The sequence below is a fragment of the Brucella tritici genome (assembly GCF_902825325.1).
Classification (GTDB): Bacteria; Pseudomonadota; Alphaproteobacteria; order Rhizobiales; family Rhizobiaceae; genus Brucella.
This window is the reverse complement of record NZ_CADEAR010000002.1, coordinates 79,436-95,894: the sequence shown is the minus strand read 5'-3', so window position 1 is coordinate 95,894 and position 16,459 is coordinate 79,436. Positions and strand designations below refer to the sequence as shown.

The following is a 16,459-nucleotide window of genomic DNA, read 5'->3' as shown; positions in this document are numbered from 1 at the left end:
GGAGCGGGAAGCTCCGGTCACGGCCCACGCTCAGGAGAATGCTCAGGTAAATACTGGGACACAAGAGCCGGGCAGTTCGGAAGCCCAGCCCGAAGAAGAGAAATCCTATTTCCTGTCCTTCGTGGAAAGCCAGCTTTCCGCGCCGAACCGCCGTATTTCGATTTCCGGCATCAGCGGGGTTCTGTCTTCAGAAGCAACAGTCGGCTCGATCACCATTGCCGACCGCGAAGGCGTCTGGCTGCGCATCGAGAATGCCAAGCTGAACTGGAGCCGCACCGCGCTTCTCGTCGGTCGCCTCAGCATCCAGTCGCTGGCCGCCGAGCGCATCGACATCATCCGCAAGCCGTTGCCTGACAATAGCCTGCCGTCGCCGGAATCGTCGACGTTCAGCCTGCCGGACCTGCCGATTTCGATCAATCTCGACCAGCTTGCCATTGCGCGCCTGCATTTCGGGCCGGACATTTTCGGCCTTGAATCGGAAGTGTCGGCCAATGGCAGCCTGTCGCTTGCCGATGGTTCGCTGGATTCGAACTTCGACATCAAGCGTCTCGACGGTCCGGGCGGAAATTTTGCTCTTCGTGCGGCCTATGCCAATGCCGACCAGAAGGTCGATCTCGACCTGAAAGTCTCGGAACCGGCCAACGGCATCGTCGCCAACCTGTTGAACATCGATGGCCGTCCGCCGGTCGATCTCACCTTGAAAGGCGCCGGTCCGCTTGACGAGTTGAAGGTTGATCTTGCACTCGACACCAATGGCAGCCGCACGCTGACAGGCGAATTCGCACTCAACCGGCAAGGTCAGGCACCCGATGGCGGGCGTGTTTTCTCTGCCCGTTTCAATGGTCCGATTGCGGTTCTGGTGCCGGCAGCGTTCCGCGATTTCTTCGGTGCCGAAACCGTACTGTCCGCCGACGGCTTCCTCAAGGATGCAGGCGGTTTCCGACTTGACGATCTGGCGCTGAACAGCGCTGCCTTGAAGCTGAAAGCTTCTGCCGAAACTGGCAATGACCGCTTCCTGAACAAGCTGCGTATCGATGCTTCCATTGCCGATGAAAGCAAGGGGCGCGTGCTCCTGCCGGTCAAGGGTGCTGAAACCTATATCGACAATGCAAAATTCCAGGTCGCTTATGGTGATCGCCCGACCAATGACTGGACGGGAACGCTTGCCATCGCCGGTCTCAAGAACGCAACGATTTCTGCCCAGAGCATCGCACTCGATATGGGCGGCGTTGCTGAAAACCTGGAAGATGCCGCCAATCGCCATATCACCTTCAAGGTCAATGGCGGGATGGATGGCATTTCGGCAGAACGTGCGGAAATCGCCGAAGCGCTTGGAAGCAAGATTGCGCTTGCCATTGATGGCGCGTGGCGCGCCGGTTCGCCGGTTGAACTGGCGCAAGCCAATATTGCCGGCAACGGTTTAAGCCTCGACCTCAAGGGCAATATTGACGATTTTGCCTTCAATGGCGATATCGCTGCCAAGATTGCAAGCCTTGCGCCTTTCGGCGCTCTGGCAGAACGGGACCTTGCTGGCAGTATCGATGTCAATGCCAAGGGCATTGTTCGCCCGGTCAGCGGTGCATTCCAGCTCGACCTCAACGGTACGGCGCAGAACATGCGCACCGGCACGGAAGCGGTTGACCGCATTCTCGATGGCGCTGTCAACTTGAGCGGTGCGCTTGGCCGCAGCGCGGAAGGATTTTCGGCGCGTGATTTCCGCATCGGCAATGAGTTGAGCGAGATCACCGCCAATGGTTCCTTTGCATCCGACAAGGCAAGTTTCGATTTTGGCGTCATGCTGTCCGATCTCAAGCTTCTTTCGGATCAGGCATCGGGCCGGATGACCGTCAAGGGCAGCGCGCGCGGCGACGACAAGCTGATCGCACTCGCATTGCGCGCCGATGCGCCGGAAGGCACGCTGGCCGGACGCAAGCTTTCCGAAGGTGGCCTTGATTTCAATGCCATGCTCGATGGCAATGCAAAAACCGGCGCTGCCCTTTCCGGCAAGCTTGCTGGCAGTGCATTCCTCAATGGCCAGCGTGTCGATCTTGGAACGCTGATCGACATCGTTAATGACGAAAAGCGCCTGACCGACCTCGTCTTCAATGCAGGCGGCGCGCATCTTTCGGGCAATGTCACCCAGACTGCGAAAGGTCTCTTGACGGGCGCGCTGAAGCTTGATGCGCCGGATATTTCCACGGCTGCAGCCCTGGCGCTGGCAGAGGCAACCGGCGCGGCCAATGCGGACATCACGCTTGACGCCAATGACGGCCGCCAGAATGCATCGATCACAGCCAATGCCAAGGACATCAAGGTCAATGGCAATCGTATCACCTCGGCTGATATTGCCCTGACGGCAAAGGACCTGTTCGGGGTGCCGGTGGTCGATGGCAATGCTGCGACGCGCGACATCATGGTCGGCACATTCGGCATCGACAGCTTCGATGCCAAGGCCAACGCAACCGGGTCGAAGACCGATTTTACTGCCAACACCCAGCTGAAGATCGGCACGGTCGCCAGTGCTGCCGGGTCGCTCGAGCCGAAGGATGGCGGTTTCGAACTGGGGCTCGCTTCGGCCCATGTGAAACAGGGCACGCTCAGCGCCAATCTGGCCGCACCCGCCACCATTTCCATGAAGGGCGAGGAAATATCCTTCGGGGATATCATTATCAATACAGGCGCGGATGCCAGTGCCGGTCAGGTCAAGGTCAATGGCGTCGTGGATGGTCGTCTCGATCTGTCGGTTGCCCTTTCCAACCTGCCGCTGGCTCTCGCCAATACGTTCAAGCCGGAACTGGGGCTGGGCGGCACGATCAACGGCACGGCCCGCATCACCGGCACGAGAGAAGCGCCCGATGTCGCCTTCGACATGGCGGCGCGTGGTGTTACGGCGGCCGAACTGAAGAAGCAGGGCATTGCAGCTCTCAATGCAGATGCCAAGGGCACCTCTGCCAATAATCGGCTCAATGTCGATGCGCATGTAACCGGAGGCGCCCAAAATGGCAATGGCATCGATGTGCGCGCCAATGGTGGCGTGCCGCTTGGCAAAGGTGATCTTGCCATCGACGTCAATCTCGCCAATCTTCCGCTGACGGCGCTGAACGGTGCGGTCAAGGGACAGGATCTGGCTGGCAATGTGACAGGAACGGCACGTGTTACCGGACCGCTCACCAATCCTGCGGCGACGTTCAATCTGCGCGGCACCGGTCTTGCGGCCAAACCGCTGCGCGATAACGGGCTTGCGCCTCTGACCCTGCAGGCAGCAGGCAGCTACGCCGCCATGGCCATCGACTTCTCGTCGCTGACCGTCGATGGTCCACGCGGCCTCAATGTCACTGCCAATGGCAAGGTGCCTTTCTCGGGGCAGGGGCTTGGCGTCAATGTCAATGGCAGCATTCCGCTGGCGCTTGCCAACCGCTTCCTGGCGGATCGCGGTGCGCAGGCAAACGGTACGCTGACGCTGACGGCCAGCGTTTCGGGCGGCTTCAACCGTCCGCAATTGCGCGGCATGTTCTCCACCAATGGCGCAACCTTTGTCGATCCGGACACCAATGTCCGCCTCAACAATATCAATGTCATGGGCAGTTTGGATGGCGAAACCGTCACGCTGCGCCAGGTCAATGCGGCGCTTGGCAGTGGCGGATCGGTTTCCGCCAGCGGTACGATTTCGACCAATGCCGAAGCGAACTTTCCGGCCAATATAGAGATCAAGCTCAATCGCGCCCGCTATGCCGATGGCAAGCTGGTCGTGGCGACCGTCGACGGCGGGATCACGATCAATGGACCGCTGATGCGCGATCCGCTGATTTCAGGCCGCATCGATGTCGACAGGGCAGAAATCTCGGTGCCTGAAAATCTCGGCGGCGGCGCAGCCTATGTCCCGGTTCGCCACAAGAACACGCCGAAGAATGTTCAGGTGACGCTTGATCGCGCCAAGGTAGAAACGCGCCGCAGCCGGGTGCCGACCCCAACAGCGCGCCCGACTGTGCCGCGCCTCGACGTTCTCATCAACGCACCCAACCAGATTTTCGTGCGCGGTCGCGGCCTCGATACGGAACTGGGCGGACGTCTTCGCCTCACCGGACCTGTGACCGACATCAAGCCGGTCGGCTCCTTCGACATGATCCGCGGTCGCATCGGTATCCTCGGCCAGCGCATTACCTTCGATGAAGGTCATGTCACGCTGGTGGGTGATCTCAATCCGCAGCTCAACTTCGTTGCGCGTTCGGAAGGCAATGAAATCACCGCAATTGTGACGGTGACGGGTACGGTCGATAATCTCGATATCAAGTTCTCGTCGACACCGGAATTGCCGCAGGATGAAGTGCTGGCGCAGTTGATCTTCAAGCGCTCCATCGGCGAATTGTCGGCGTTCCAGATCGCGCAGCTTGCTGCTGCGGCGGCAGAACTGGCGGGCGGTTCCAACAACTCGCTCATGAACAAGCTGCGCGCCGGGACAGGTCTCGACGACCTTGATGTCGTGACGGATGACAAGGGCCAGACGGCAGTTCGTGCCGGCCGTTATATCCGCGACAATATCTATCTGGGCGTGGAAGCAGGATCAGGCGGTTCGACCAAGGGCACCGTCAATCTCGACATCACCCGCAATCTGAAAGCCAAGGGGGCGCTCGGTGCTGAAGGCGATTCCAGCGGCGGTATCTTCTACGAAAAAGATTATTGATTGCCGCAAATTATTGAAGGCAATCCAGGCCGGGTTTGATGACCCGGCCTTTTGCTATCTGAATGCAATCCAGAATAGTGATTTCACGTAAAAGCCGCATTTAAGCCATCAAATAGTCACGCGATACATATGTTCGCCGTATTTGCCTGGATGCTTAAATCGATTGAATTTTCACATTTGCTGCAATTTATGCTTTCAAACAGAATTTTCAGACACGTTTGCGCGAGTTGTTTAACCGTTCTTCAACCATAAGAACGCAAATTGCTGTTGAGTATGGCGGTCGCTTGACGGCTGTGTTTCAACCCTTGTGTCCGGGTAATTTGCATGACCAAGTTCATTGACGATCTGAGCCGCCGCCGCTTCCTTTTCGGCACCGGAGCCATCCTCCTCACTGGTGCTGCCGGTTGTAACCAAACGATGGATATGTCGGCATTCCAGATGAATGTCGATCCGATGTCCACGGGCGGGATTACGCCGATGCGTCCGCAGATCAGCGTCGACCGCGATATCACCACGCCGGATGTCATGTATGCCGCCGTACAGGAAGGGCCGTATTCACTGCCTGCAATTCCTTACGAAAAGGTGCCAAAGCAATTCCGCCGCCAGATCGTGCCGGACCCGACAGGACAGGCGCCGGGAACGATTGTCGTCAGCCTCAAGGACCATCTTCTCTACTACGTCCTGCCGGGCGGAGAAGCGCTGCGTTACGGTATCGGCATCGGCAAGGCGGGTTTTGAATGGTCGGGCACGGCCAATGTTCAGTACAAGAAGCAATGGCCGGTCTGGACGCCGCCGCCGGAAATGATCCAGCGCAAGCCGGAACTGGCGAAATACCGCAACGGCCAGGAACCCGGCCCGCAAAACCCGCTGGGTGCGCGTGCGCTCTACATTTTCCAGAACGGGCGGGACACCGGCTATCGCATCCACGGCTCGCCGGAATGGTGGTCGATCGGCCAGTCCATGTCCTCCGGCTGTATCCGCCTGATGAACCAGGACATCATCGATCTCTATAACCGCGTACAGGGGAAGGCCCCGATCATCGTCGGATAAGCAATTGATTTCTCGCAAAAAAAGGCCGCGCCAGATCTGGCGCGGCCTTTTCTATTTCAGTCTCAGCACGATTATTCGTAGCGCACCGATTTCGGCATGGCTTCGCCGAGATTGATGAAATGGCGGAGCTCGGCGCGCAGATTTTCTGCCGAAGCCATATGGATCTGGCTCTGCGGCGCAACATCGTTCTGCACGATCTGGGTGGATACGCCCGGCATGACAAACGCTCCTGCGGTCAGGACGAGGGCGGCGGCAATGCCGAGGCGTCGTTCGGTTCTGGCCTGCATTTCTATCTCCTTGCGCCGGGTACCGGCGACTTAAAATCTGGAACCACGTTCATTCGCAAAACGCTGGGACTTTTTCCGATCAAGGATCGATCTGGGCCCGATCTTGGACCAATCAGTGAAAAGTCGCGCGCGGCGTAAAATTCAAGGCGCTGTCGATGGCATGGATCGGTATTGGCAACAAAGTCTGGCCGAAATCAGCCAGCGTGTCGGCAAAATTGCGTGCAGCCCCTACCACATCGTCGCAGCGGCGATGACAGGCAATCGCTTCAAGGCAGGTATCGAGCAGCAGTGCGTCCTGATTCTGGATGCCGGAAATCAGCCCCAGCGTCAGGCATTCCTCGCGGCAGACATGGTGCGAGTCGAAAGGGAAAGCGCGCAACTGGCAACTGGCACAATGGCGCAGCACGCGAATGAAATGCGACAGCTCGCCCACCGCGCGTTTTGCTTCCGAAGGCCCAAGCACTTCCGAATAGAGGCCCCAGGTCATTTCCCACGGGATGATCGAGCCCGTCTCGAAGCCCGCGGTCCAGCGGCGATAACCTTCCAGCACCAGTTTTTCCGGCAGGCGATCGAAATAGCCCGCAGTGTTGGCGCCGTTCAGTTGGGATATGCGCATATTCATGTCCGCCTCCCGAAGAAGCTGCGGAGTGAAGACATGCATGCGGGGTGTGAACCCTGCATTCTTGCCGAGGGACGTTCGGTTTCCCCCCGCACATTGCAATATCCGGTCGGCAAGAGACTAAGCTGCCAGGGCAGGCCGTCGACATTTGCGGACCGGCATTCGCCGAGACCAATCATAGGGTCCTCCAATCGAAAGGGTTCAAGGCCCAGACATCAAAGGTTGTCAGTTGCACCATGCATAAAAGCCCGAAAATACATCTGGAGTCAATTACTCAAGTTTAAAATCTTATTGGATTTCAACTGTTTGGAATTATTCTAGACTTTGATACTCATGTTTACAGCATATGATGAAGAACGCAACCGCTGTGGGGGAGCAGCGGTTGCGGCAAACGGGCGCATAATGCGCGAAGGAGAGAGGACGCGGATCATTCGCCCCTTTGCTAAGGGATCGGTCTTCGCGATTGAACTTTCAGGCATTTCCCGAAACCGCACAGATAGCGCGCGGTTTACCGGAAACGGCTGGTTCGCTTAGTGACCCGAATGGTCTCCGCCCTTTTGACCGCTTTGCGCAGTGACGGGGAAATCGATGGTGACCTTGCCAGCCTTTTCGAATTCCAGCGTGACAGGAACGGTCTCGCCTTCCTTGTATGGCTTTTCCGGCTGGATGAACATGAGGTGATACCCGCCGGATTTCAGCTCGACCTTCTCGCCTGCCGGAATATCCAGACCGCCCTCAAGCTGGCGCATCTTCATCACGTCGTTCTGCATCGACATTTCGTGGATTTCGACGCGCTTGACGCCACCGGTGGTGACGGAAACCAGCTTGTCGGCGTCCTTGCCGCCGTTGGCGATGGTCAGAAAGCCGCCTGCAACCTTGGCGCCGGGAACCATGGCACGCACCGATGGGCCTGTGATTTCGAGGTCACCAAGCTTCGTCGGCATTGCTGCCTGCATGGAGGCATGGTCCATCTTGTCCATCTGGCCCATCTTGTCATGTCCACCGTGCCCGCCGTGATCATCGTCGGCACCAGCAGCCTTCACCAGCAGTTGCGGCGCAGGATGTGCAAGATCGTGCGAGTTCTGGCCATCCTTGGGCACTTCCGTCCAGGCAACCGAAGCGTCGCTTCCGCAGACCTGCGTCACGGGGAAGGAGAGAGTCGTATCCTTGTCGAACTTGGCGAGCTGGCCGACGACGGTGAACTCGTCATAGAAATCACCGGGCAGGTTGCCATCGGTGAAGCGGACTTCGCGGACGCCGGAGGTCACATCCTTGCCGTGCACCTTGTAGCTCTGGGCATAGTCGCCCTTGACGGTCTCGATCTTCCAGCCCGCCTTGACCTGCGGCTGAGCCGAGATAAAGCCTTCGGGAAGCTCGACCTTTACTTCGGTCGTGGCTTTTCCATCGCAACCATGCGGTACACGGAAGGTTGCCTTGTAGAAGCTGCCTGCCTTGGCTTCGCTCTGGTCGAGGGAAGAATGGGCATTGGCCATGCCGGCAGAGGCGCACAGTGCGGCAATCGAGATGGCGGAGGCGAAAAGACGATAGTTCTTCATTGTTTCAAACCTGAATATCATTGGAAGGCACACCGGTACAAAGTTCGAGGGAACAGGGTTCGGGCGCGTTTCATTCCTGAATGCGATCCGAAAAACGCATTCGCTCAAACAATATTATTCAGGCGAGAGGCGGCGCTTGCGGCGGTGCCGATGGCGGATAGGTGCTGTGGCGCAGGATCGGTTGCGGCGGCACGATGCCGTCGGCCATGGCGATATGCGGGGCGGCGCCAGTGGAACCGGCAGGGGCCGGGCACAGGAAGGCTGATGAAATCCGACAGGCTTCGCAACTGGTGTTGCTCAGGTGCTTGTTGTGATCTTTCTGGTTCGGATCAGAGCCGTGATCGCCGATGCAGAGTACCGGATAGGTGCCGTCCGGCAATTGATATTGGGCAAGCAGATAGCTGTCGGGCGCATTGAGATCGACGGGCTTGTGCGCAAAGGCGACGAACATCAGGGCGAATACGCTGAGTAGACGCACGATCAACATTCCCCGCAATTGTGTTGCGCCAGCCTTCAATTCCAATTTTCTCCTTTTCGGCCAGCTTTAGTTAATTCATCCTCGGCTTCTTTGCCAAGCGTCAAATAGACAAGTGCGATTTCGCCGCATCTCGCCTGGATGAATACATCATTGGTCCTCGCAGATGAAAATTCAGATCAAAAGCTTATTTTTATGATTGTATCAAACCGCATTGACTTTTATTTTCTATTTTAAGTAGAATAAACATTATCATTATTTTCTAATAATATATATTAATCGAGGATAATATGATTTCTATGAAGCGTTTTGTAGTTCGGTATTTTTTTGTTGGTGTCCTGTCTTTGGTGGCAGGTTTTGCTTGGGCTGATGAGAGTGCGCCGACGTCATCCAATCCGTTAAGTGTTCACGTGCTTGACCTGATGACCGGGGCACCGGCGAAAGATATTACCGTCACGCTTGAAAAAGAAGATGGTAAAAACTGGATGCCGCTTTCGTCGGGAGTCACAGGCGAGGATGGTCGGATATCTGCCTTGTATCCCGGAAACGATCCGACGATCGGACCCGGCGATTATCGCATCACATTCCAGACTGGCGCCTATTTTGAAAAGCAGCAATCTGCAACCATATTCTCGGAAATCCCGGTCGTAATCCATCTTACGCAGGCCGAGCAACACATACATGTGCCGCTTTTGCTAAGCCGATATGGCTATTCGACCTATAAGGGTTCCAAGTAGCACTGGGTACTATATCCAACCTCACTGCCAGTTGCAGTGAGGTTGGAACATTGTGTCATCTATAACGTCCACCGCGTTGTAGAACCTCGATCTTGTAGCCATCCGGGTCTTCCACAAAGAAGAAGCGGGCAAGCTGCACGCCGTTGTTTTTGAAATCGACGAGTTTGCCGACCTTGAAGCCAAGTTCCGAAAAACGGGCATGTTCGGCATCGACATCATCGACCGCCACAGCGAGGTGCCCATAGCCATCGCCCAGATTGTAAGGTTCGGTGCGGCCCTTGTTGACTGTCAACTCGACTTCGAAATCGGCTTCCGTATTGCGCAGATAGATCAGCGTGAAGGTTTCAAAATCGATGCGCTCGGCAATATCGAGACCGAAAGTCTGATTATAGAAGGAAACGGACTTCTCTTCGTCGAGAACGCGGATCATCGTGTGAATGGCTTTGGCCATGGCTTGCTCCGATGTTTGGATTGGAGCATTTCCAGCAAAAGTGCGAAGCGGTTTTGCGCTGGATAATGCGTGAGAAGAAATATTCAGAGTGGTTCTAGCTATTCTTTCGTAAATGGAACCACTCTAAATGGTTTGGCACTCTTGGCGTTTGGTTGGAAAGCTGATTATGTCAGGACTGGATATGAGGCAACAATGAAGGAGTAGAGCGGTAAGGTACGAGGGCAATAAGGCAATGGAGCAATATGTTTTGCTCGATATGGATTTCCTTATTTCGCCGTTTCCTTACCCTCTTGGTGCTGTGAAATGGCAAGCGTAACACGCGAACAGGTTCTGGAGCGGCTGAAGGCCGTGACGGGACCGGACTTCGAAAGCGATGTTGTGTCGCTCGGTCTGGTTTCGGATATATTCATTGCCGACGGCAAGGTCTTTTTCTCCATCACGGTTCCGGCCGAGCGCGCCGATGCGCTGGAGCCGATGCGGTTGGCCGCTGAAAAGGCCGTGAAGGAAATTCCGGGTGTCACCGGCGCACTGGTCACTCTTACCGCCGAAAAGAAGGGCGGACGTACCAGTGACGATGCGCCGCCACCGCCAAAGCCGCAGCAGCGTCCGGCTGCCGCCGCACCTGCACAGCATCGCCATCCCGCGCCAACGCAGCGCGCGGCGACGAAGCCCGGCATTCCGGGCGTTGGCGCGATCATTGCCGTCGCATCGGGCAAGGGCGGCGTCGGCAAGTCCACCACGGCGGTCAATCTGGCGCTCGGTCTTGCCGCCAACGGGCTGAAGGTCGGCATTCTCGATGCCGATATTTACGGGCCGTCCATGCCGCGCCTGCTCGGCCTTTCCGGTCGTCCGGAAACCGTCGAGGGCCGGATCCTGAAGCCGATGGAAAATTTTGGGCTCAAGGTCATGTCGATGGGCTTCATGGTCGATGAGGAAACGCCGATGATCTGGCGCGGGCCGATGGTCATGTCGGCGCTGACGCAGATGTTGCGCGAAGTGGCGTGGGGCGAGCTTGATGTTCTGGTGGTCGATATGCCTCCGGGTACCGGCGACGCACAGCTCACCATGGCGCAGCAGGTGCCGCTGGCGGGCGCGGTCGTCGTTTCGACGCCGCAGGATCTGGCGCTGATCGACGCGCGCAAGGGGCTCAACATGTTCCGCAAGGTGGATGTGCCGCTTCTGGGTATCGTCGAAAACATGAGCTACTTCATCGCTCCCGACACCGGCGCGCGCTACGATATTTTCGGCAATGGTGGCGCGCGCAGGGAAGCGGAACGTCTCGACGTGCCGTTCCTGGGCGAAGTGCCGCTGCATATGGATGTGCGCGCCTATTCGGACGCGGGCACGCCGATCACCGTCCATGAACCGGACAGCGAGCACGCGAAAATCTATCGCGAGATAGCCCGGAAGGTCTGGGAGAACATGAAGGGCGGCAAGGGGGCTGGAAAGCCCGCGCCGGCGATTGTCTTTGACTAGGGGAGTAAGTGAGTAAGGGAGTAGGGGAATAAGTGAAGAAAGGACTTGATAGGCGTTTCCGCGTCAATCAGCCTATTCCCCTATTCCCCTATTCCCCTATTCCCCTATTCCCCTATTCCCCTATTCCCCTATTCCCCTACTGCCCTAATCAAGTAACCACCGACGGCTCCGCCCGCCCGCTACGCTTCTTCACCTCGGCGATCTGTTCTGCCGCTTCGATGAACGGGGCCAGCGTTTCCTGCGTATCGAGATTGTGCTTGGTGGCATCTGCTTCGTAGCGCTCGATATAGATGCGGATGGTTGCGCCCGACGTGCCGGTGCCGGACAGGCGCAGCACCACACGGCCGCCATCCGGGAAATAGATGCGGATGCCCTGATGCTGGCTGATCGAGCCGTCGACCGGATCGTGATAGGCGAAGTCGTCGGCTTTCTCGATCTTGAGGCCGTTGACGGTCGTGCCGGGCAGGGAGGCAAGCTTGCCGCGCAGATCGGCCACCAGCTTGTTGGCGATATCGGAATCGACCGCTTCATAGTCGTGGCGGGTGTAATAGTTGCGTCCGAAACGCGCCCAATGTTCCTCGACGATATCCTTCACGCTTTGCTTGCGCACCGCCAGAATATTGAGCCAGAGCAGCACGGCCCACAAGCCGTCCTTCTCGCGCACATGGTCTGACCCGGTGCCGGAGCTTTCCTCGCCGCAGATCGTGACCTTGCCATTGTCGAGCAGATTGCCGAAGAATTTCCAGCCGGTCGGCGTTTCAAACATGCCGATGCCGAGCTTGTCAGCCACGCGGTCGGCGGCAGCACTGGTCGGCATGGACCGGGCAATGCCCTTGATGCCGTCCTTGTAGCCCGGCGCCAGATGCGCATTGGCGGCCAGCATGGCGAGCGAATCGGAAGGGGTTACGAAAATGCCGCGCCCGATAATGAGGTTGCGATCACCGTCGCCATCGGAAGCCGCGCCGAAATCCGGCGCATGATCAGACATCAGAAGATCGTAGAGATCCTTGGCATAGACGAGATTCGGATCGGGGTGATGACCGCCGAAATCCGGCAACGGAATGAAATTGACGACGCTGCCCTCCGGGGCGCCGAGACGGTGCTCGAAGATTTCCTTGGCGTAAGGCCCGGTCACGGCATGCATGGCATCGAATTTGAGACCGAAACCGCCCTTGATCATGGCGCGGATGGCGTCGAAATCGAACAGATTTTCCATCAGCTCGGCATAATCGGTGACGGGATCGAAGATGACGACTTCGGTATCGCCGATCCGGTTTGTGCCGATCTTGTCGATATCGACATCTGCGACATAGGCAATTTTGTACTGGTCGATCACCTTGGAGCGGGCGAAGATCGCCTCGGTGATCTTTTCCGGTGCCGGTCCGCCGTTGCCGATATTGTACTTGATGCCGAAATCTTCCGTAGGCCCGCCGGGGTTGTGGCTTGCCGAAAGTATCATGCCGCCGAAAGCCTTGTATTTGCGGATCATGTTGGAGGCGGCAGGTGTCGAAAGAATGCCGCCTTGACCCACCATGATGCGCCCGAAGCCATTGGCGGCGGCGATCTTGATGAGCTTCTGGATCACTTCGCGGTTATAATAGCGTCCGTCGCCGCCGACCACGAGCGTCTTGCCGGCAAAACCTTCCAGCACATCGAAAACCGACTGGATGAAGTTTTCAGCGTAATTGGGCTGCTGGAAAACCGGAACCTTCTTGCGCAGGCCCGAAGTGCCCGGCTGCTGGTCCTGGTATGGCGTGGTCGCGATTGTCGTTACGGTCATGTTTTTCCCGGTTGATTCAATCAGTTGGTACGATACACCTTGTCGGCATTTGCGGTCATTGCAAGACAACATAGATCAAACTTATTGATTGAAAATAACAAAGCGTGTGTTTGTCGCTCGCCATGCTACAAATTCGGCCATGATCGACAATGCTTGCCCCATCAATGGCCCGCGCGACGTGATGCGGCTGAAACGCGACGATACCACCGGCCTCGAAGCCGTGGCGGCCCGTTTTCACAGCCACGCCTATGACATGCATTTTCATGATGAATGGCTCGTCGGCGTGACCCATGCGGGCGTGCAGGATTTTTTCTGCCGGGGCAGGCGTCGGCAGAGCACGCCGGGGCGGGTGATTCTCATCGAGCCGGGCGAACGCCATGACGGGCAGGCGGTCGCGGCGGACGGTTTTGCCTATAACATGCTCTATATGCCGCAATCACTGGTCAGAAGCGCAATGGGCGGCAACGATGCCCATATCGGCTTTCGCGAGACGCTGGCCGATGACGGACAGTTGTTTCATGCGGTCGCCCGCGCCTGTGAAGCTATTTTTCTGCAAGCGCCGCAACTGATGATCGAAGATTGCCGCGATCAGGTGACCAACCACCTTGCCCGACATCTTGGGCAGGAGGTGACAGAAAAAGGCTCGGCTCCGCATCCGGTCGCAGCCCGCGCGATGGACTATCTGCGGGCGCGCTTCGACGAGGAGTTCGGCCTTGATGAACTGGCAGAAGCGGTGGGGGCTGCCGACCGTTTCCAGCTTTCACGCGGGTTCCGGCGTGAATACGGCACCTCGCCTCATGCCTGTCTGGTGCAGTTGCGCCTTGCCGAAGCGCGGCGCCTGTTGCGCGAAAAAGTAGCGCCAGCGGAAGCAGCCGCGCTCAGCGGATTTGCCGACCAGAGCCATATGGGGCGCTGGTTCCGCCGCGCCTATGGCATGACGCCCGCCGCTTATGGCAAGGGACGCACAAACGTTCCAGAAATTGCGGTGAAAAGCCGTTAGGTCTTCTTCGAAAAGAGGAAGAACCAATGATTTTCGATACAAAAATAGCCATTCTTGTCCTGCACGATCTGCCTGTCTGGCAGAAGTTGAACGTGACCGCCTTCATCGCAACCGGCATATCCAGCGCTGTGCCGCACGTCATGGGCGAGCCTTATGAGGATGCGGCAGGCCGCAAGCATACGCGTCTGCTCGGCCAGCCGATGCTGATCTTCTCGGCAACGCCGGATGTCCTGCAACGGGCATGGCAGCAATCGATCCAGCGCGATCTCATCCGTGCGCCCTATGTGCGCGCCATGTTCGAGACCGGGCATGACGTTGCCAACCGCGCCGTATTCAAGGCTGAAAATGCCGACGCACCCGATTTGGTCGGCCTTGCGCTTTATGGCCCCAAGAAGGATATCGACAAGGCCATCAAGGGTGTGAAGCTACAGTGACGAATTAGCTTGAGGTTCGGCGTGAGGGTATTTTCCTGCTGAACAGGAGAAGCGACCGCATGGAGTTGTTCCTCCATAAGGGAGTTTCGACGCATTCAGCGGGAAAATACACCATGTCGCTTCGCGATATGACGAAAATGCTCCATCTTGGCGTCGCGAAACCTCGATTGGGGGGAATACCCCACCTTCGGTTCCGCTCCTAAAGCTGAACCATTTTCGTCTATACCGAACCATAAGTTAATTCGTCTCTGTAGCCTAACCTGCATCCTTGAACAGGACGCTCTGGTCGAACAGATAGCGGTTGGAAAGCGGCAGGCTTGCCGCGCCCATCGCCTTGGCATGGACACCAACCTTGCCCTCGATGATCTTCGGCGCGCGCAGGCCCTGCAAGTCGAGGCATGAAAGCTCCACGCGGGTCGCTTCCACGATGCGGTGACGCACATTGCCCGGCAGCCAGCCATCGATGACGGCGGCGGGAAAGTCGATGACGGAGGCGGCCGCCACCGTCGCATGCGCCAGCCCGCGTGCGGCAAGCGCCACCCATTCGTCAAGCGGAGTGCCGAAGTTGCGCCAGTTTTCCGGTGAAAGCCACAGATCGTCGGAGGGCAGATGCCGCTCCTGCAACATGCGTTCGAGGACGAACAGCGAAGCCGTATCGATGAGCTGCAAGGTTTCGCCGCGCTCCCACGTGCCGCGCATCCGCATCGGCATGGAGCCGAGCGCGCCCGCATTGCCCGTGCGTCCGGGATAGAGCGTGTTGTTCAGCACCACACCGCCACCGATGAACGAGCCAATGAAAAAATAGACGAAGTCGGTGAATTCAGGCCCGCGACCGAAGGTCAGTTCCGCGCCGCAAGCCGCCGTTCCGTCATTTTGCACGAAGACCGGAAACGAAAACGCCCTGGCGAAATCGCTGACCAGATCGGCGCCGAGCCATGCATCGAGATCTTCGGCAGGTGCACCGACTTCCTCGACCCAGTTCCACAATTCGAAGGGCAATGCGATGCCGAGCCCCGCAATGCGGTCGCGCTTGGCCGGTTCGAGGGCTGCAGTGAAAGCGTTGACACTATCGAGGGTGAAGCGGCGGATTTCACCCGGCACAGGCCAGCGATAGGTGATGTGCCGCCGTTCGCGGATCGCACCCAGAAAATCCATCAGGATGATTTCCGCGCTGCGCCGCCCGATCTTGAGACCGAAGGAGAAAACCCCGTCGGCGGCAAGGCGCATCGGCATGGAAGGCTGGCCGACACGACCGCGCACCCGTTCGCCCTGCGTAATGAGGCCGTCTTTTTCCAGCGCACGGATGATGACGGAAACCGTCTGCGCCGAAAGCCCGGTCAGGCGGGCAATGTCGGCGCGGGCAAGCTGGCCATGCCTGCGTACAAGCGCCAGAACCAGCCGCTCATTATAGGCACGCACGCCGATCTGGTTTGAACCGCGATTGACGCTCGCGCCCGGCCCGGCAAATTGCAGCATGGCAGGCCCCGGAGTGCCAGAAAGTGTGCCGGAAAGAGTGCCTGACAGCGTGTCGGAAAGCATATCGGCAGACCCGCTGTCTGGTTCGCCTTCAACTTTATGCCTGACCATAGCCTCTCCCAGATTCCGTGCCATGGAATGCAATTTCGAAATGCAGCCATGGAATGCCGGAATTCCTAAACCAACCATCGAAGGAGAAAAAGCCCTCTTTGCAAGGGATATGAAATAAAAACAATCGCTTAAGAGCCTGCTCCAAAAGTCACCATGCCGGTCTGCAAATGGTGCCTTTCTACGTTCCGGTGCTCACGTACCTTTCTCAGGTGCATAGCCTTATCCGAAAAGCCTGCAACTTTCCGGGGCTATGCTTGGAAGTACGCTCCGCTCCGGTACTCGAAAATCACCATTTTCGCCTCGGCCTGCCGCTTTTTGATTCAGTC

At 57.7% G+C, this 16,459-nt stretch carries 13 protein-coding genes and 1 pseudogene; 6 read left to right on the top strand and 8 right to left on the bottom strand.

The annotated features are described in order from the left end of the window. Nucleotides 1–121: 121 nt before the first annotated feature. Nucleotides 122–4,681 (top strand): translocation/assembly module TamB domain-containing protein, encoded by a 4,560-nt coding sequence (locus tag HWX93_RS02655; protein ID WP_419190675.1) that lies wholly within the window; start codon nt 122–124, stop codon nt 4,679–4,681. Between the two features lie 324 nt (nt 4,682–5,005). After that, nucleotides 5,006–5,731 carry a L,D-transpeptidase gene (locus HWX93_RS02650; RefSeq protein ID WP_176036416.1) on the top strand — a complete coding sequence of 242 codons (726 nt, stop codon included), beginning with the start codon at nt 5,006–5,008 and terminating at the stop codon, nt 5,729–5,731. A gap of 71 nt (nt 5,732–5,802) precedes the next feature. On the opposite strand, the gene HWX93_RS02645 is transcribed toward HWX93_RS02650, so the two are convergent. From HWX93_RS02645 to HWX93_RS02630, 4 genes are all read right to left on the bottom strand, one after another. Further along, complete coding sequence (locus tag HWX93_RS02645; RefSeq protein WP_109987159.1) at nt 5,803–6,018, bottom strand: hypothetical protein; 216 nt, start codon at nt 6,016–6,018, stop codon at nt 5,803–5,805. A 112-nt stretch (nt 6,019–6,130) separates the two neighbouring features. Then, the gene (locus HWX93_RS02640) at nt 6,131–6,640 is read right to left on the bottom strand and encodes a hypothetical protein (RefSeq protein WP_176036415.1); all 510 of its coding nucleotides are present in this window, start codon (nt 6,638–6,640) and stop codon (nt 6,131–6,133) included. A 527-nt stretch (nt 6,641–7,167) separates the two neighbouring features. Beyond that, entirely contained in the window at nt 7,168–8,193 is a 1,026-nt protein-coding gene (locus HWX93_RS02635; protein WP_176036414.1) for a DUF1775 domain-containing protein, read from the bottom strand. 118 nt (nt 8,194–8,311) lie between these two features. Beyond that, the gene (locus HWX93_RS02630) at nt 8,312–8,710 is read right to left on the bottom strand and encodes a hypothetical protein (RefSeq protein ID WP_176036413.1); all 399 of its coding nucleotides are present in this window, start codon (nt 8,708–8,710) and stop codon (nt 8,312–8,314) included. Between the two features lie 248 nt (nt 8,711–8,958). Here HWX93_RS02630 and uraH point away from each other — a divergent pair, with 248 nt between their 5' ends. Further along, nucleotides 8,959–9,405 carry a hydroxyisourate hydrolase gene (uraH, locus tag HWX93_RS02625; protein WP_210267193.1) on the top strand — a complete coding sequence of 149 codons (447 nt, stop codon included), beginning with the start codon at nt 8,959–8,961 and terminating at the stop codon, nt 9,403–9,405. A 55-nt stretch (nt 9,406–9,460) separates the two neighbouring features. Here the strand turns inward: uraH and HWX93_RS02620 are convergent, their stop codons facing one another. Beyond that, nucleotides 9,461–9,856: a VOC family protein gene (locus HWX93_RS02620; protein ID WP_176036412.1), complete on the bottom strand. Its 396-nt coding sequence runs from the start codon at nt 9,854–9,856 to the stop codon at nt 9,461–9,463. A 303-nt stretch (nt 9,857–10,159) separates the two neighbouring features. Between HWX93_RS02620 and apbC the strand changes: the two genes are divergently transcribed. Further along, entirely contained in the window at nt 10,160–11,332 is a 1,173-nt protein-coding gene (gene apbC, locus HWX93_RS02615) for an iron-sulfur cluster carrier protein ApbC (protein WP_176036411.1), read from the top strand. Nucleotides 11,333–11,480: 148 nt separating this feature from the next. Here the strand turns inward: apbC and HWX93_RS02610 are convergent, their stop codons facing one another. Beyond that, nucleotides 11,481–13,112, bottom strand: a complete 1,632-nt coding sequence (locus HWX93_RS02610) for an alpha-D-glucose phosphate-specific phosphoglucomutase (protein WP_176036410.1) — start codon at nt 13,110–13,112, stop codon at nt 11,481–11,483. A gap of 139 nt (nt 13,113–13,251) precedes the next feature. Between HWX93_RS02610 and HWX93_RS02605 the strand changes: the two genes are divergently transcribed. Together HWX93_RS02605 and HWX93_RS02600 are read left to right on the top strand one after the other, a co-directional pair. Beyond that, nucleotides 13,252–14,112, top strand: a complete 861-nt coding sequence (locus HWX93_RS02605) for an AraC family transcriptional regulator (protein WP_176036409.1) — start codon at nt 13,252–13,254, stop codon at nt 14,110–14,112. 26 nt (nt 14,113–14,138) lie between these two features. Further along, nucleotides 14,139–14,546 carry a DUF2000 domain-containing protein gene (locus tag HWX93_RS02600; protein WP_176036408.1) on the top strand — a complete coding sequence of 136 codons (408 nt, stop codon included), beginning with the start codon at nt 14,139–14,141 and terminating at the stop codon, nt 14,544–14,546. On the opposite strand, the pseudogene HWX93_RS02595 reads toward HWX93_RS02600, so the two are convergent. Continuing rightward, nucleotides 14,537–14,641 (bottom strand): annotated as a pseudogene (locus HWX93_RS02595) (PaaI family thioesterase); the annotation flags it as partial. The gene HWX93_RS02600 and the pseudogene HWX93_RS02595 overlap by 10 nt on opposite strands. A gap of 160 nt (nt 14,642–14,801) precedes the next feature. Further along, the gene (locus HWX93_RS02590; RefSeq protein WP_419190673.1) at nt 14,802–16,085 is read right to left on the bottom strand and encodes an ROK family transcriptional regulator; all 1,284 of its coding nucleotides are present in this window, start codon (nt 16,083–16,085) and stop codon (nt 14,802–14,804) included. Nucleotides 16,086–16,459 lie beyond the last annotated feature (374 nt).

Coding starts and splice junctions, on each gene's coding strand:
- HWX93_RS02650 (WP_176036416.1), top strand. CDS start 5,006: ATGACCAAGTTCATTGACGATCTGAGCCGCCGCCGCTTCCTTTTCGGC.
- HWX93_RS02645 (WP_109987159.1), bottom strand. CDS start 6,018: ATGCAGGCCAGAACCGAACGACGCCTCGGCATTGCCGCCGCCCTCGTC.
- HWX93_RS02640 (WP_176036415.1), bottom strand. CDS start 6,640: ATGAATATGCGCATATCCCAACTGAACGGCGCCAACACTGCGGGCTAT.
- HWX93_RS02635 (WP_176036414.1), bottom strand. CDS start 8,193: ATGAAGAACTATCGTCTTTTCGCCTCCGCCATCTCGATTGCCGCACTG.
- uraH (WP_210267193.1), top strand. CDS start 8,959: ATGATTTCTATGAAGCGTTTTGTAGTTCGGTATTTTTTTGTTGGTGTC.
- HWX93_RS02620 (WP_176036412.1), bottom strand. CDS start 9,856: ATGGCCAAAGCCATTCACACGATGATCCGCGTTCTCGACGAAGAGAAG.
- apbC (WP_176036411.1), top strand. CDS start 10,160: ATGGCAAGCGTAACACGCGAACAGGTTCTGGAGCGGCTGAAGGCCGTG.
- HWX93_RS02610 (WP_176036410.1), bottom strand. CDS start 13,112: ATGACCGTAACGACAATCGCGACCACGCCATACCAGGACCAGCAGCCG.
- HWX93_RS02605 (WP_176036409.1), top strand. CDS start 13,252: ATGATCGACAATGCTTGCCCCATCAATGGCCCGCGCGACGTGATGCGG.
- HWX93_RS02600 (WP_176036408.1), top strand. CDS start 14,139: ATGATTTTCGATACAAAAATAGCCATTCTTGTCCTGCACGATCTGCCT.
- HWX93_RS02590 (WP_419190673.1), bottom strand. CDS start 16,085: ATGCTTTCCGACACGCTGTCAGGCACTCTTTCCGGCACACTTTCTGGC.